The sequence below is a fragment of the Acinetobacter nematophilus genome (genome assembly GCF_026344175.1).
GTDB lineage: Bacteria > Pseudomonadota > Gammaproteobacteria > Pseudomonadales > Moraxellaceae > Acinetobacter > Acinetobacter nematophilus.
On sequence record NZ_JAPKMY010000001.1, the window covers coordinates 209,015 to 225,464 of the forward strand.

General features: G+C 40.0%; 12 protein-coding genes. All 12 read right to left on the reverse strand.

Annotation, left to right across the window (positions count from 1 at the left end; translation table 11 throughout):
* Positions 1–63 precede the first annotated feature (63 nt).
* The 12 genes from OSH00_RS01035 to kdpA all read right to left on the reverse strand — a co-directional run bounded on the left by OSH00_RS01035 (position 64) and on the right by kdpA (position 16,331).
* Positions 64–3,195 carry a TonB-dependent receptor gene (locus OSH00_RS01035; protein ID WP_266128872.1) on the reverse strand — a complete coding sequence of 1,044 codons (3,132 nt, stop codon included), beginning with the start codon at positions 3,193–3,195 and terminating at the stop codon, positions 64–66.
* 329 nt (positions 3,196–3,524) lie between these two features.
* Positions 3,525–4,538 carry a FecR family protein gene (locus OSH00_RS01040; RefSeq protein WP_266128873.1) on the reverse strand — a complete coding sequence of 338 codons (1,014 nt, stop codon included), beginning with the start codon at positions 4,536–4,538 and terminating at the stop codon, positions 3,525–3,527.
* Complete coding sequence (locus OSH00_RS01045; RefSeq protein ID WP_266128874.1) at positions 4,539–5,060, reverse strand: sigma-70 family RNA polymerase sigma factor; 522 nt, start codon at positions 5,058–5,060, stop codon at positions 4,539–4,541.
* Positions 5,061–5,356: 296 nt separating this feature from the next.
* Positions 5,357–5,794: a Fur family transcriptional regulator gene (locus OSH00_RS01050; protein ID WP_266128875.1), complete on the reverse strand. Its 438-nt coding sequence runs from the start codon at positions 5,792–5,794 to the stop codon at positions 5,357–5,359.
* A gap of 22 nt (positions 5,795–5,816) precedes the next feature.
* On the reverse strand, positions 5,817–6,242 hold the full coding sequence (locus OSH00_RS01055) for a YbaN family protein (protein ID WP_266128876.1): 426 nt from the start codon (positions 6,240–6,242) through the stop codon (positions 5,817–5,819).
* Positions 6,243–6,265: 23 nt separating this feature from the next.
* Positions 6,266–6,862 (reverse strand): biliverdin-producing heme oxygenase, encoded by a 597-nt coding sequence (locus OSH00_RS01060; RefSeq protein ID WP_266128877.1) that lies wholly within the window; start codon positions 6,860–6,862, stop codon positions 6,266–6,268.
* A gap of 41 nt (positions 6,863–6,903) precedes the next feature.
* Positions 6,904–7,728, reverse strand: coding sequence for an energy transducer TonB family protein (locus OSH00_RS01065; RefSeq protein ID WP_266128878.1), 825 nt, complete (start codon positions 7,726–7,728; stop codon positions 6,904–6,906).
* Between the two features lie 592 nt (positions 7,729–8,320).
* Positions 8,321–9,028: a response regulator gene (locus OSH00_RS01070; RefSeq protein WP_266128879.1), complete on the reverse strand. Its 708-nt coding sequence runs from the start codon at positions 9,026–9,028 to the stop codon at positions 8,321–8,323.
* A 27-nt stretch (positions 9,029–9,055) separates the two neighbouring features.
* Positions 9,056–11,713 (reverse strand): sensor histidine kinase, encoded by a 2,658-nt coding sequence (locus OSH00_RS01075; RefSeq protein ID WP_266128880.1) that lies wholly within the window; start codon positions 11,711–11,713, stop codon positions 9,056–9,058.
* Between the two features lie 229 nt (positions 11,714–11,942).
* On the reverse strand, positions 11,943–12,545 hold the full coding sequence (gene kdpC, locus OSH00_RS01080; RefSeq protein ID WP_266128881.1) for a potassium-transporting ATPase subunit KdpC: 603 nt from the start codon (positions 12,543–12,545) through the stop codon (positions 11,943–11,945).
* 20 nt (positions 12,546–12,565) lie between these two features.
* Complete coding sequence (kdpB, locus tag OSH00_RS01085) at positions 12,566–14,596, reverse strand: potassium-transporting ATPase subunit KdpB (RefSeq protein WP_266128882.1); 2,031 nt, start codon at positions 14,594–14,596, stop codon at positions 12,566–12,568.
* Between the two features lie 10 nt (positions 14,597–14,606).
* Positions 14,607–16,331 (reverse strand): potassium-transporting ATPase subunit KdpA, encoded by a 1,725-nt coding sequence (kdpA, locus tag OSH00_RS01090; RefSeq protein WP_266128883.1) that lies wholly within the window; start codon positions 16,329–16,331, stop codon positions 14,607–14,609.
* Positions 16,332–16,450: the final 119 nt, after the last annotated feature.

Here is a 16,450-nt window from a genome sequence, read left to right on the forward strand (position 1 = left end):
TTATTTTCCACACATTTATTGCACACCACGTGCAATAAATTCGGTTAACTACCTCTAAGTTGCTTAAAACTTATGGGTAATGCTTAGCTTAAATGTTCGACCAGGTGCTGCAATTGCCGAACGGGTTAAAGGATCAATATAGAATTCGTCAGTGAGATTAGTCCCCACCAGTTCAAATAAGGTGTCTTGCTTCAGTCGATAATTGATATAAGCATCTAAAATGGTCATTGAGTTCCAAGCCAAAGGAGTATTGGCGTAATAACTCATCTCTATCCCGTTATAGTTTTTCGTTTCAGGATTTTCATATTTTTGGTAATAACTAGCTCGTGTACCCAATTCCAATTTCTGATCAAAGAAACGTCCTCCGAGCGTCAAATTTACTGAATATTTGGGAATTGCCATACTGACCAAATATCCTCCTACAAATCCATCATCGACACAGCGATTTATTGAGAACTGCTTATTTGCTCCCAAAATCATTGCTGAATTTTCATCACATACTTTATTCTTAAAACGGTAATTAGCACTCAAATCCGTAAAGAAACGTCCATTGTCAAAACGACTTTGTAGTTCCAATCCTTCTGTAGTGAGGCTATCGACATTACTAAATGCCAAAGTTGGGCTACGCTCAATCGCATTCTTGGTTTTGTTATAGTAATAAGCCAATTTAATATCTGCATAGCTGCTGTTTTTAAATAACTCAGATAGATTATGAACATAGGCAAGTTCATAATTTGATGCATGCTCAGGTTCTAACTTATAGCCACTTAAAGTTCCAGAAAAACCAAGTGTACTTTCAAACATACTTGGCATTCTATATGCTTCGCTGTATCGCAAATACATTCGGCTATTTGAGTTAAAGTTAACCGTTGCTGAAGCTGTGGGTGTCCAACCATGATCTTTGCTTTTTTGCACACCTGTTTTGGTTAAGTCAATATCTTCATAAGCGCCTGGAGTGCCGCTCGTATAATATCCATAATCCCGCCCTTCCACTAAAGTCCCATTTAAAAAGGGATTATTGGCAATGGTTAATTTTCCACGACTATCCTTTTGATAGTTAATCGTATTACGTTGAGTATATATCTGTCTTTTTAATTCTTTTTGCTTATATTCTTCGGTCCAGCCCTGAGCCAAAGCGACTGCATCTAATGTATTTCTTAATTGTTGTTCGCGTTCTGGAGTCATATTTGCTTTTTTGGTAAAATAACTCATGCTTAATGCTGTGGCTTTTTTAATCAGGTTAAACTGGGAATCACCCGCATTGACTCGCTCATTAAGAAAATCATCAAAGGCCCAATAGTTTTGATATCTTGCACCTGCATTTAGCGTCAGCCATGACACAGGCTGATAGTCAAAGTTAAAATTAAACTCTTTTTCTTCTCGACGCCCTGCTCTCGGTACCATTCGATAACCTGAATTTGTTCCGTTAATATTCGGGTCTTTATAAATATCATCTGAACTGAGCTTTTCTTTTTGAAAACTACCACCAACAGTCAAGCCAAGACTAGACAGTAATTTAAACTTATTACTTAAGGTTATTCCTTGGCGAGTATTGTCTGAGTTTGCGGCGGCACTGTTCACAAAGATGCCCAAGTTCTCATTGGTATCATTGGGAAATCCACCAGAACTATAAGTATGGCTTTTGGTATCAGTTCGCCAAATATTGCTGTAAAAATCGACTAAATTGTTGTTTTTAGGCTGATATTTGTATTCCATATTATAGGCTTTGGAGTCAATATGACTTAGAGGCCACTGTGGTACGCCTGTTTTGTTTTTTACCAATGCCTCCCAAGCAATTCTTGAGGGCAGTATTTCTCCATTGGTGATTGAACTGTCTCGATAGCCAAACTCTAAACGCTGTTCATCCGTCGGCTTCCATGTTGCTTTCAACAAATAAGATTCTGTTTCTAGAGATGTATTCGGAACTTCTGTACCTCCCGGATAAACTTTGGCAAGATAAGGAACATAGTTATAACGTTCCTGTGATGGTTTATTATAATATTCACTGCCATTTTTTCCGGCAAAATGATTACCCTTATTCCGATAAGCATAAGCAGCCAATACTTCAAAGTTATCAGTACGCCCTGCCAAAGCGATACGAGTCGCAACATCATCACCTGAGTATATATTGTTCTCTTTATTCTGGCGTGCCACCTTAAATAAAGACGGATCATAATAAGGTTCGAATATTGGCTTACCTTGCCAGTTCGTTGCTACTGGCGGATAGTTGGGATTATCATAAATACTTTGACCTGTGAGTAATTGCGGTTCTCTAGGTTTCACTGCATTACTGCTGGTTTCTACTTTTATTTCTCCACCAAAATTTTTACCTTCTTTTAAAACATCATCTACAGCCAAAGTATGAATAACGACAGCACCGCCGACACCTGTGTTTACATTGCGGGTGATGGAAGGTCCTTTGATGACTTGTAGCCCACCGATTAAATTCGGATCGATATAACTACGGTTATTTGCACCGTTATAACCGCGCCATACTGTTAGTGCTTGCTCTGTCCCATCAATAAGCACTGGCACTCGTCCCGGTCCTTGAACACCACGTATGCTTGGATCTAAAGCACCACTATTTCGAGCATCCCCACTGTATACTCCGACCATTCCCTTAAATAAGTCTGCTGGCTGAGCGCCTTTATATCGTTCTATTTGCGCTTTGCTGGCGTAGACGCTAGAAATATCTTGGTCATAAACATCATTCTGCCCTTTGGTATCTCGACTCACTGTGCCAAAAACAGTCATTGGGCTAAGTTGTACAGCATTTTCATATTCGGTAGCTGTTGATTGAGTGGTCACTGCTGCGGTTTTAAGCTCAGCTTGAGTCACTTGCTTGAGCATATAGCCACTGCCCACTTTTGCTGCAACAAATTCAGTGGGTGCTAAAATACGTTGGAAACCACTTTCCACATCATATTGCCCAGTCAAACCAGAACTGGATTTTCCTTTTAATAAATTGGCATCTATGGCAATCGTGGTTCCTGCTTGTTCAGCAAAAGTGTTTAAAACACTGGCAAGTGAACCTGCTGGGATATGATAAGAACGTGATTCCAAAGTTTGCGCAGAGACGCTTTGCGCCAGCCCCATTGCGCCAATCCCCACACAAGCAACATGAATAGCCAATGCCAATGATGAAACTCGAAAAGAAGATTTTGTTTGCTTTTTATCCCAAGCAGCTTTGCTCATTTTACGCCCCAGTAAATGTAAATAAGAATCATTCAATATATGCAATTAAATGAATTCTAATCTTTGCTTCTACTGAATATGACGCTTGAGAAATAAAAAAGTGGAACCAAAATTAAAAAATATTTAGAATTAAAGAAAAATTAAACCTTAAATTTACTTTCAAGTTATTATTTTATAAATAAAAATTTAAAATCTAGTCTATTGGCAAAACCTAAGAAATCTTTAATCAGCAAATGAAATATGATCTGTGGGCAAAATGCAGATCTATTTTGAATGCCTATTTTAGCCCCCACAAAAAATCCAAAACAATTCACGTTCGAGATATCTCTTTAACTTGTGGTTACCACAGTAAGATAGGGAGTAATCCGATACATCCTGAGTTGTGGAAAAACACTGTTCAGCAATTTCAAAGCATTGTCAGTATGATCTAGAGGCAAAACTGCATTGACTTGGATTTTTTCCAGTTGATCAGATTTAAATATAATCTTAGCTTGGCTATTTTGATCCAATTCTGCCAGCACTTTTGATAAAGGCATATTTTCAACAATCAACTGCCGTTGTGTCCATTTTTGCTGTTCATTATGAATGTTAAAATCATGGACGGGTTGTATGCCATAACCATTCAATATGACCTCCTGTCCTGCGGATACAATCGCTAAAGATGGCTTGGATGGTTGTTTGCCCAAGTGAGATGCTTGTACTTTCACTTTGGAGTGCAGCATCTTAAGCGCTGTGAACTCAGGCTCATAGCGAACACTAAAAGCAGTGCCTAGCGCCTCTATTTGACCATGTTGGGTTTGAACAATAAATGGACGCGCTTTGTCTTTAGCCACATCTACAAATATTTCTCCTTGAACCAATTCAACGACACGTTGATGACCAGAAAAATGTACATTGACCGCACTTTGACCTCGAAACTTCAGCATTGAACCATCTTTCAAAGATTGTGTTTTCCATCCCCCTGCCGATGTCCTTATGTCCGCAGTCAAATAAGCAATTGGATAATAAGCAAAAAAGCTATACATTCCGCCAAAAAAGCACAAGGCAAAAGCAAACATGCTTCCATAGTGCAAGTTCTTTTGTTGATTTACACTCTGCAAACCTGCTTTCAGCACAGACTGCGTCATTTGTTGCTGTTGTGGGTTTTGTACCAGTTTTTGAATAGCATTCAGATACTGTTCAATATCTTGTGCTATTTTCTGTCGTTGTGGACTCATGCTTTTCCAAGCATCGAAATCGATTTTTGCTGTTTTCTTTATTAAATCATCATCAGCGCTGAGGAGTACAATCCACTCTGCGGCTTCTTCAATTAATTTTTGTTTACTTTTTTGATCCTCTATCATTTATACAAACAAATCCTTTTCCTGTTTTAACACATAACATTGCACTAAACAGGTTGCGAGATATTTCTGAATCATTTTAGTCGAAACGCCAATCTGCTCTGCAATTTCTTTATGGGTTAAACCCTCAAAATAATGTAAAACAAATGCACGTTGAGCCTTTTCAGCAACGGATGCCAATACCTGACAAATTTGGTCAATGGCCTGAATAATCTGTAACTGGTCTTCTGGCGAAGGAACCGCATCCAAGATATATTCCATTTGGCTTAACTGATCAAGATAAGCCTGTTCTATGCGTTTACGGCGCACTTGGTCGATCATTAAATTACGTGCAATCGTAACTAAATAGGCGCGCGGCTCTTTAATTCCAAACAACTCATCGCGCGTCTGTAAAATCTTAATAAAAGTATCCTGAACCAAATCCGCAGCATGTTCACTGCTGCCTATTTTTTTCCTCAGCCATTGATGCAACCAAGACTGATGATCACGATACAATTGATCTACAAATACAGGATTTTTGTTCACAATAGAATCAACTCTTTTAAGCTCATTTAAATGATAATAATTATCATTTAAATGTCAAGCAACTCTTTTCTAAAACCCTTGATTTATTGAGTACAGTTTTATTATTTGTGCATATAAGACTTCGATATCTCGATTAAACATAACGATTATTTTTCCACTAAAACATCCTTTTAAACGCTTATTTCTCCTTGCATCCTTTTTGTATCTAAATTTATTCATGCATACTTATGGATATTTTTAAATCAGCATCTACTTTATTGTGATCAACACATTATCAATAGAATCGCAAACATCTCTCAGCCCTTACAGTATAGGCACTCTGATTTTTCCAAAGTGAGGTGGCAAGTACTTGCGCCATGCGCCAAGATTAATGCTTGAAGATCAAGCTCCAGATCCTGATCATGAATCAACTGTAAATGACCGCATTTTTTACAACATATGCGGATATTGCTTTGGCAGTCTTTAAATGAATAAAGCGCCTGCTCATTTCCCAATTTAAATTTCACCAATACGCCTGCTTCTTCTAATTGCCTCAAGGTTTGGTATACCCCTGCAAAAGACAATTTTTTAACTTGTGGCGATGGATTATATAAAATTTCAGCGGCAGTCAGTTCACGCCGTGCATTTTTTAAAATATTCAATACCGTTAATCTTGTTGTAGTCACTTTTAAATTTGCTTGTAGAAGTAAGCGTTTTAATTCTTCAATATTTTTATAGGGGTTAAAGATTTCCATTCAAAGATAATCCTCACTGATTTCATGCCTTAAGCCACATCCACAGTTGTACGCAAATCATCATGATCATCATTGCTCCAACTGCCCACGGATGAGGCACTGTCCAAATTAAAATTCCGGCAGCAACACTCATACTCAATAAAGAAAATAGCTTCACCTTTACAGGTAGAGTGCGCTGGGTATGCCACTGTTTTAAAATCGGTGCAATGATCCGATTATTCACAATCCAGTGATGCATTCGTTTTGAGCCTTTGGCTGCAAAAATTGCTGCCAGAAAATAAAAATCAAAGGTAGGCAAACCCGGTACAACCAAACCAATCGTACCTAAGATTAAACATAAACCTGCGAGTGCAATACACACCCAACGCACCAACCAAGACTTCGCAAGTTTAGGTTCTGGTAGTGACATAGTGGTATTGATCTCTGTTTCAGATCCTGTTTGCTTCATTGCCTGATTTCCTTTTCAACGATTTATTTCAGTGTTTTTAATTGCGCTAAAAGTTCTCCAAATCGCTGAAAACCTTGCATCGCTCCCTCAATAATCAATTGTTGATCTTCCGAACTAAAATTTGCTGCATCCAATGTCTGCTTAAAACGTTTCCACACCAAACCGCGACCTTCTGGATACGCAGCCAAATTACGTGCACCAAACTCTGCGTTAAAACCAAACTTAGCTTGGGCTTCTTTCAGCAAAAATGCTGCGCCTAATGTCGAACCTTCTGAAACGTAAATCCAGCCTAATGATTGTGGAAAGCTCACTGTATGCGTTGCAATATCGTGTGTTTGAGGCTGCACACCTAAGTCTGCCAAATCCTGCAATGCTGCATCAGAACGCCCACGCACATCTAAGTCAGGAATCAGTTGTTGAACCTTTGCATCCTCATATAAATGCTCGACATCTTTCTGAAAGTAATACTGTGAAAGTGTGAATTGAGCATAATTGTCTTGACTGGCAAAAGCGCCTGATTGTTGCATCAAAACTTCCATACGATCATGTTCTTCGGCAGTTGTTTGTTTTAAACGTTGCATTAAACTGTCAGTCATTGCTTTTTCTGTCGATGCGTTCATAAATATTCCTCAATAAACGTTGTATACACCTGTTAGTCCACTCAGCGGTTACGACCAAGCTTAAGCTGAATGGGAAAATCCACCACAATAGCCACTGCTTCACCATTTAAGATGTGCGGTTTAAATTTGGTTTTCTGTGCAGCCTGAACACCTCGTGCATCCAGATTGCTTAATCCTGTACTCTGTTTCACTCTGACATCGATCGGTTGTCCTTGAGGATTGATCTTGATGGTTAAGATCAGTAATCGTTGTTGATTTTGTAATTCACGGTCATCGTAATTCAGCTGACCAAAGCTCAATATATCGACCTTGCTGACCATGAGCGGTTGTTGCTGTTTGGGTGCAGATTCAGCACTTTGTTGCTTTTTATTCTCCCGCCCTTCTTCGCCACCTGATTTTTGAGTCTGTTGATTTGACTGCCCAGAAGATGTTTGCTGTTTTGAAGTATTTAATTCAGTCTTGGTCTGCGTTTGCATCGACTGTTGTTGAGTTGTTTCTGTACGCTTCTTTGAAGAATCATCTGTTGTTTTTGTCAATGTGGATTTTTGAGTATCTTGTTGAGGTTGCGCCATAATTATTTTTTTGGATTCGCTACTCTGAATCACTTTGGTTGGTTTTTGATGAGATGCTGTCGTTTTAGACATTGGCTGCTGCTGTGTTGTGGACTGTATTTGTGATTGTGTTGAATGCGTTGCTGTGGTTGTATCGCTCTCTTGAATCGTTTCAGTCTTATTCATACGAACAAAACGAATTTTGATTGCATTTTCTGGTGAATGCGTTTCGACAAATTGATCCGTCTGTAAAAAAGACATTGCCCAGATCAACAAGACATGACAAAGCATGACACCACATAGCGTGGTATACATTTTTCGATCATACAAATCATTAAACACAACATTCATACACTTAACGTTGCTGTATAAAAATATTGGACATAACATCCTTGGATAAATGGATCAGGATGTTTCGAATCTTTGACCAGTGTTGTTGAATCAACATACTCATTCCTCTTTGGTCCAAAAATAAGACCAGACAGATAAATAATTGCCTTATATCTATATAGACGAATGAGAACGAAAAAATACCCAATGAGAAATGTAATAAAATGTAAACGATTCTTATTTTATTTCATGTTTTTATTCTTGAATGAATTGCTTTCTCTGACCTAAATAAACTTTCGATGCTGTATACCGACAAAAGCATATTGCAGTGATCCAATGCTTTTTAATGAAAAAATATCAATCTATTGAGGTGTTTTTGTTTGATGGCTTCTACGATGTCCCTATCTCTTTTTCTGTTTGTCTATCTTTTTCTGTTTGTCTATCTCTTTCTTTTTAACATGTTTACACTGCTAAAACTATTTTCTAGCTTTTCAAGCTTGAATGGTGTGATGAGTTGATATTTTAAGTCACCACTTTTCAATTTTAAAATCAGCACAAAACCAAAAACAGGACTTACTTATCCCAAAAACCTCAATCCCACACCCGGTTCAGTGACAATGTAGGTTGGTTGAACAGCATTATCATTCAACTTTCCACGCAGTTTTGCCACTAAAATTCTTAAATAATGTGTGTCTTCCTGATGTGTTGGTCCCCACAAATCATTTAAAATTTGCGGTTGAGTAATCAATTGCCCCTTATGTTGAGCCAATAGAGTCAAAAGCTGATATTCCTTACGTGTCAAAGAAATCAATTGTTGATTTAAAAAAACCTGTCGGTGTGCAAAGTCAATTTTTAATACGCCATCATCAAAACAAGCAGATTCCACAGCAACATTTTGATATTGGCGAAGCAGCACCCGTATTCGGGCCATAAGCTCCTGTACACTAAAGGGTTTAGTCACATAGTCATTGGCACCTGCATCCAATAACTTGACCTTTTCTTCTTCATTCGAACGCACAGACAATACAATGACAGGTACATGTGACCAGACTCTGAGCTCTGACAGGACTTCTGCGCCATCTAAATCAGGTAAACCAAGATCGAGAATGACCAGATCTGCTCCCTGCAAAGCCAAAAGCTCCAAACTCTTTTGACCATTTTCAGCCAACAATGTTTTATAACCTTGAGCACGAAGTGCGATATCCAGAAATTTACGAATCTGTGTTTCATCATCAATAATCAATACATTGGTCATCGAGCTTGTTGATACATTTTGCTCTGGCATGATGCTTCCTTAAATCAAAAAACGAGACTAGCCAATTTGCTGAATCGGGAGTTGCATACGAATACATGTCCCTTGGTTGTTCTTCGCAGAAGATGCCATAATTTTACCCATATGTGCACCAATAATCGCTTTGACAATTGTTAATCCAAGCCCTGTACCATATTGTCCTCGATCACCACGCTCCATGGTATAGAACATGTCAAAAATTCGATCACGCTCTTCTTCAGGAATGCCTTGACCTTGATCACTGATCGCAATTTCGATTTCATTTTCACTGCACTGCGCGACATCTATAGTGACCGCCTTATGCTCTGGCGAAAACTTGGCGGCATTTTCAAGGACATTAAAAATAGCCTGCTCGATCAGTGCTGCATGAACATATAAACTTAAGCTATGCTCAGGTAAATAAACTTCAACAATACTTTGTGGCATATAACGTTTTAAACGGCGTACCGCTGAACCAATCAACTCATCTACACCAATCCAGTCTCGTTTAAGACTGAGACCTTCATGCCCTAAGCGCGTCATATCAAGTAAGTTTTGGATATAACGATCCAAGCGCTCACCTTCCAGACGAATCGCTTCTAATAAGCTGTTTTGATCTTGTTCATCCATAGAATGTCGATAATTGGTCAAAGTATCTGCCGCACCAATCATAGAAGCCAAAGGCGAGCGTAAATCATGTGACACCGAAGAAAGCAAAGCTGAGCGCAGTTTTTCAGTTTCCGAGTTAATGTTGGCGATTTCCAAGGCTTTGGTCAGTTGAGTCCGAGAAATTGCTTGGGCAATATATTCAATCATGGTTTCTGTTAATTGTTTAAGCTCTGTATTTAAACCGGCGACTTGCTTGGGAAATTTAATCCCGACCACGCCCAAGCATTGCTTGGATGCCAATAAAGGTAAAAACCACCAATCATTTTCAGTCAAGGTTTGAGTAAAACGTCCTGATGGTTGATGATTTTTTAACGTCCAATCTGCTGAGATTTTCTCTTTATCGCTGATTGTCAGTAAATTAGGTATCTCAACAGACAAGCCAGGAAAATAGAACCAGATTTCAGCATTTAAATTTTTACTCAGACTATTTTCTGCGATCTCTTGAACTTGTTTCAGGTCTACGGCAACAGAAAGCTTTTGCCCCAAATCCTGCATAATACTGTTATAACTATTTGCCGCTTTTAAGGCCACCACTTGCTCTTTCAAGCGTGAAGCCAGACGACTTGAAATTAAAGCAGCACCAAGAAAAGCGACCACAGTAATCACCCCTTGATGTGCCGAGATTTGAAGAGTAAATTTTGGTGAAATAAAGAAAAAATTATAGGCCAAGAAAAACAGAATCGCAGAAAAAACCGCTGCCAACATACGTGTTTTAGATGCAACAAAAACCACAGCCGTAATAAAAATCACAGAAAGTTCTTCAATACCTAAATACTTTTCCCCCAAACTTGCAATGACAATGCTAATAACAGTCGTCGCTAAAACGTAAAATATTTCTCTAAGATTTAGAAATGTAATTTGATCTAAAAAATTAGAATTTGACTTATTTTCCTCAATAATCGGCACCATGCTCAGTTCAAAACTTGGTTGATATTTCAATAATTGATCAAGCATATTCGCTTTAAGCTTTAAACTGAATTGAAAAGGCTTTACATTCGGTTGGGTGAGTACCAATGTTGAAATGCCTCGATCAATCACATAATCAAACAGGGTTTTGGCATGTTGTTTACCATAGAGTATTTCTGTCATTCCTCCCAATTGACGGGTTAAATTCAACGCTCTTTCGATTTCACGATGCCGGGCATTTTCAGATTTATTGTTAATTTGAGAGTCTTCTGAAAAGGCAACTACCGTCCAATGTGCCTGACGATTTTCAGCAATACGACAGCCTGCCCGAACTAAAGCCTCAGCATGACCACCACCATCCACCATAATCAAAATATGGTTTTTCAAGGGAATGGGAACCAGCCCCTGTATCGAAAAATTCTCCCGAACATCACTATCAACATAACTGGCAACCGTTTGCATGGCCAATTCACGCAAAGCCGTTAGATTGGAATGATTAAAAAAACGCTGCAACGCCTGCTGCGCTTGTTCAGGCACATAAACCTTGCCTTGATTCAAACGCTCAAGTAATTCACTGACAGGTAAATCGATTAAACGGATATCCCGAATACGTTCAAATACACGATCAGGAACTGTTTCAGCCACTCGAATCCCTGTAATTTGAAACACCACATCATTTAAACTTTCTAAATGCTGGATATTCATGGTGGTCAATACATCAATGCCTGCATCCAACAATTCATTGATGTCTTGCCAACGTTTTTCATGACGGCTGTTTGGCATATTGCTGTGGGCAAACTCATCCACCAAAACAATACTGGGTTTTATTGCCAGAACAGCATCCAAATCCATCTCTTCAAGATGATGTCCTTGATATTCAATGACTCTCCTTGGAATAATCTTCAAACCGGCAAGCAGGTTTTCTGTTTCTATGCGACCATGTGTTTCTACATAGCCAATCACAATATTGTTGCCCTGCAAAGCTAACTCATGTGCACGAACCAACATGGCGAATGTTTTACCAACCCCTGGAGCAGCCCCTAAAAAGATGGTGAGTCGCCCGGATTGATAACGTTGGGTATGCTGTAACAAGACATCTGCTTTGTTATTTCGATCGTCAGCCATAGGGTTACTGTCTTCCAAGTATTGGCAGTGATGCCATTTTTTAAAGTGATTGAATCAGATTATTTTATTTATCATCATATTGGCACAAATTTTAGACTTTCTTTTCATCGTCCTAGCTTAAGAAACATTGAGTCAGGATGTGATGAAATCCAATATTGAATTCAATTTTTATCACATCCTGCACATCATAATGAAAATAATCTAATCAACAAGCTTGACAACCTAATGATTATTTTCCAAGCCGATCCAATGCCAAATTTAATGCTAGAACATTGACTCTTGCTTGTCCAAAAACTCCAAAAGTAGGTTGAGTGGTATACTCCTGAACCAATTGGGCGACATTTTCCTCAGTCAAATGGCGGGCTTTGGCAACTCGCTTGACCTGAATCATTGCAGACTGAACACTAATATCAGGGTCAATCCCACTTCCCGAAGCAGTCACTAAATCCGCAGGAATTTTAGACTTCTCAATCTGGTCTAGACGTGCAATTTTATCCATTCGCTCGGCAACGATATGCTGTAATTCAGGATTGGTTCTGGCCATATTACTTGCTGCCATATTCATCGGATCATAATGTGCAGCCGATGGGCGAGCTTGAAAATATTGCACTTGTTGAAAAGGCTGTGCCACTAAACGTGAACCCAATACTTGATTATTCTCAATCAGCATACTTCCATTGGCTTGTTCAGGGAAGCTAAGCTGCCCAAGCCCTGTTGCCGCAGAACTATAGACAAAACCGCACAATCCCAGAGCTACAACCGTCAAACCGATTGAAGCACGGATTAAACTGGATAATGATAAATCTACAACTTGATGCGTTTCAGTGTTCATGTGTATATTCCTCGCTCAACTTAGAGTGCAAGCAATGGACTGATCATTAAATCAATCGCTTTAATTGCAATAAATGGAAGCAGTACTCCACCCACACCATAAATCAGCATATTGCGGCGTAACAACTGGGTTGATGTGGCAGGTTTGAACTTTACCCCTCGTAAAGCAATTGGAATCAGCAAAGGAATAATGATGGCATTAAAAATGAGTGCTGAAAGAATGGCACTTTCAGAACTGCCCAACTGCATGACATTCAAGCTATTCATTTGAGGAATTGCTGCTACAAACAAAGCGGGTAAAATCGCAAAGTATTTTGAAACATCATTCGCCAATGAAAATGTGGTTAAAGCTCCACGAGTAATCAGTTGTTGTTTACCGATCTCAACCACCGACAAAAGTTTGGTTGGGTCTGAATCCAAATCCACCATATTGCCTGCTTCTTTCGCAGCCTGTGTTCCCGAATTCATTGCCAGACCAATATCTGCTTGGGCCAATGCCGGCGCATCGTTGGTGCCATCACCCACCATAGCCACCAAATGACCTTTGTTCTGCTCAGTACGAATACAGGTTAATTTATCTTCAGGTTTGGCTTCGGCGATATAGTCATCTACCCCTGCTTCAGCTGCAATTGCAGCTGCGGTCAGTGGGTTATCCCCTGTGACCATCACAGTTTTAATTCCCATTTCACGCAAACGGGCAAACTTTTCCTTGATTCCTTGTTTTATCACATCTGACAGTTCAATGACGCCAAGAATATTTTGATCTTTTGCCACCACCAATGGTGTTGCACCTTTTGATGCTACCTGCTCTACACGGGTTTTTAACTCACTGTGATTTTCAAGATGCTGTGAGGCAAATTTAAGAATCGCATCTAATGCTCCCTTACGAATTCGATGTCCATCACTTAAATCGATGCCTGAGATGCGTGTTGCTGCATTGAATGCAATAAATGCTGCATGCTCAGGTTCGCTTACACGCTCACCCAGCTCTTTTGCCAAAGCAACCACTGACTTTCCTTCAGGTGTAGGATCTGCCAGCGAAGTCAATATGGCAGCCTGACGAAGTTCTGATTCAGTCACACCGACTAAAGGATAAAAGGCGGTTGCTTGACGGTCGCCATAGGTGATCGTCCCTGTTTTATCCAACAGCAACACATCTACATCACCTGCAACTTCAACGGCTTTACCTGATTTCGCAATCACATTGGCTTTTAATGCCCGATTCATCCCAGCAATCCCAATAGCAGGCAATAATCCACCAATGGTGGTTGGAATTAGACAGACCAATAACGCCACCAACACAATCGGATTGATTTCGATTTTTAAGAAATGTCCGATGAACGGCAAGCTGAGTACCACCACAATAAAAGTCACTGTCATCACGGTCAGTAAAATACCCAGTGCAATTTCATTTGGAGTTTTTTGTCGATTGGAGCCTTCAACCAGTGCAATCATGCGATCAAGAAAACTGTGTCCTGCTTCAGCAGTCACTTGCACAATGATACGATCCGTTAAAACTTTAGTTCCACCAATGACACCCGACTTGTCTGTTCCTGCTTCACGTAACACAGGTGCAGACTCTCCTGTTACCGCAGCTTCATTGATGGTGGCAAAACCTTCAATAATTTCACCATCCGCAGGAATCAGTTCACCTGCGCGGACTTCAATCAAATCATTCATTTTTAATTGGGTCGCCGCGACCTGTTCACCCTCTGCATCAGTTTTAGATGTAAGTCGCCGTGCCGTCAAATTTTGACGGGCTTGCCGCAATGAAGAAGCTTGACCTCTCCCCTTCGCTTCTGCAATCGCTTCAGCATAGTTGGCAAAGAGGACGGTGATAAATAAAATGAAGCTGACTGCAAGACCAAATAGTACATCCGCTTTACCCATCAAGGTACTGATCAAAGTAATAATCGTACCCAACCATACGATCGCCATCACAGGGTTTTTTACCGCATGTTGGGGTAATAATTTAACCCAGACATTCTTCCAAGCCTCAGCTTGAAAAAGCGTAGAGGTTTTATTTGAAATAGATTGTTTTGAATGATTCATTTTACTCACCCTAACCTTGTACCAATAACAGATGATCAGCAATCGGTCCTAAGACAAGGACTGGCATGAATTGTAATAGAGTCAACATCACGACTATGGCGATCAGTGTCAATGCAAATGTTGGTGTTTCAACTTTTAGACTGCCTTTGCTTTCAGGCGCTTGGCGTTTAGCAGCCAAACGTGCAGCGATGATGAGCGGGATAACCAAAGTTGGAAAGCGTCCAAGCAACAAAGCAATGACACATGTCACATTCCACCACACCGTATTGTCTGCCAAGCCTTCGAAACCAGAACCGTTATTGGCAAAAGCAGAAACATATTCGTATAGGACTTGAGAAACGGCGTGATATTGTGGATTGCTGTTGCCCGTCAATTCTGGAAAAAACAAAGCCATTGAAGTTAAAGACAGAATCACGATTGGCTGAATTAAAATCACCACAGCCAATAATTTAATTTCACCGGCTTCAATCTTGCGTCCAAATAATTCAGGCGTACGTCCTGTCATCAAGCCTGCAATAAATACAGCCAAAAATAGATAAATAATGAATTGCTGCAAGCCGCAACCAATACCGCCCCAAATGGCATTCATCAACATATTGGCGAGTGCTACTAAACCTGTTAAAGGTGATGCAGAGTCATGCATCATATCCACTGAGCCATTGTTGACTTGCGTGGTCACTGCTGCCCACAGTGCAGAAGATGCCTCACCAAAACGCATCTCCTTACCTTCCATCGCATACATTTGGGTTGCTGTAGAAGACAGGCTTTCAGACCAGATGGCTGTTGTTGCAGAAATCACCGACATCAGCAGCATTGAACCAAACACAAAGCCTGCAAATTTTGCACGTTTGGTGAAAAAACCCAACATGAAGATCACGGCAACAGGGATCAGCAAAATTGCAATCATTTCCAAAAAATTCGAAAGTGGCGTCGGATTTTCTAAAGGCACACTACTGTTTGGTCCATACCACCCCCCGCCATTACTCCCCAATTGCTTGATGGCAACCATGGGTGCGACAGGGCCTAAAGGAATTTTTTGTGTTTTCAACTCAGTGGATTGATCGACCACTTGAACTTCTGGTCCACCTTGAAACGTTGCAGGAACACCTTGGCTATTCAACAACAATGACCAAACCATGCACAATGGAATCAAAAAACGAAATGTAGGACGTATCACATCGGCCCAATAATTCCCAACATTGATTCTTTGAACTTTACTGCCAAACGGTATTTGATGATCTACTGCAGACAAATCATTAGCAGGTGGAGAGAATAAAGCACGGAGTGTTGCAACAACCATGGCCAGACCCATCATCGGTGTGATGATTTGCAATCCCACAATTCCCACCATCTGAGACAGATAAGACAATTGGCTTTGCCCAGAATAATGCTGTTGGTTGGTATTGGTCAGGAATGAAACCATGGTATGCAATGCCAAATCCCACGACATATTGGGCGCATGGTTGGGGTTCAAGGGTAGATTGGCTTGGAACATAAACAACAACCAAGTGACCAATCCAATCACCAAGCAACTGATCACGAAGCTCAATGAGTAGGTTTTAACATTCATCCTCTGGTTTGGATCGGTACCCAATAAGGCATAAATCGGCTTTTCAATCCAATTAAATAACGGATCAATTTTCATCTTGCGATTTTGCATAATGCATGCAAGATATTTTCCTAAGGGATAAGCAAGAACGATCACAATGACCAAGAGTAAAATAAACTCTAACATGACCAGACTCCTTGATTTGAAAGGCTGAAAAATGAAATGCCAATCTTGCAAGTTTGGATATGATTTTTAAGTTTTTGTCGTAAGCATTTTTTTGGATGCTGTACTGGTTGATGCGCTAT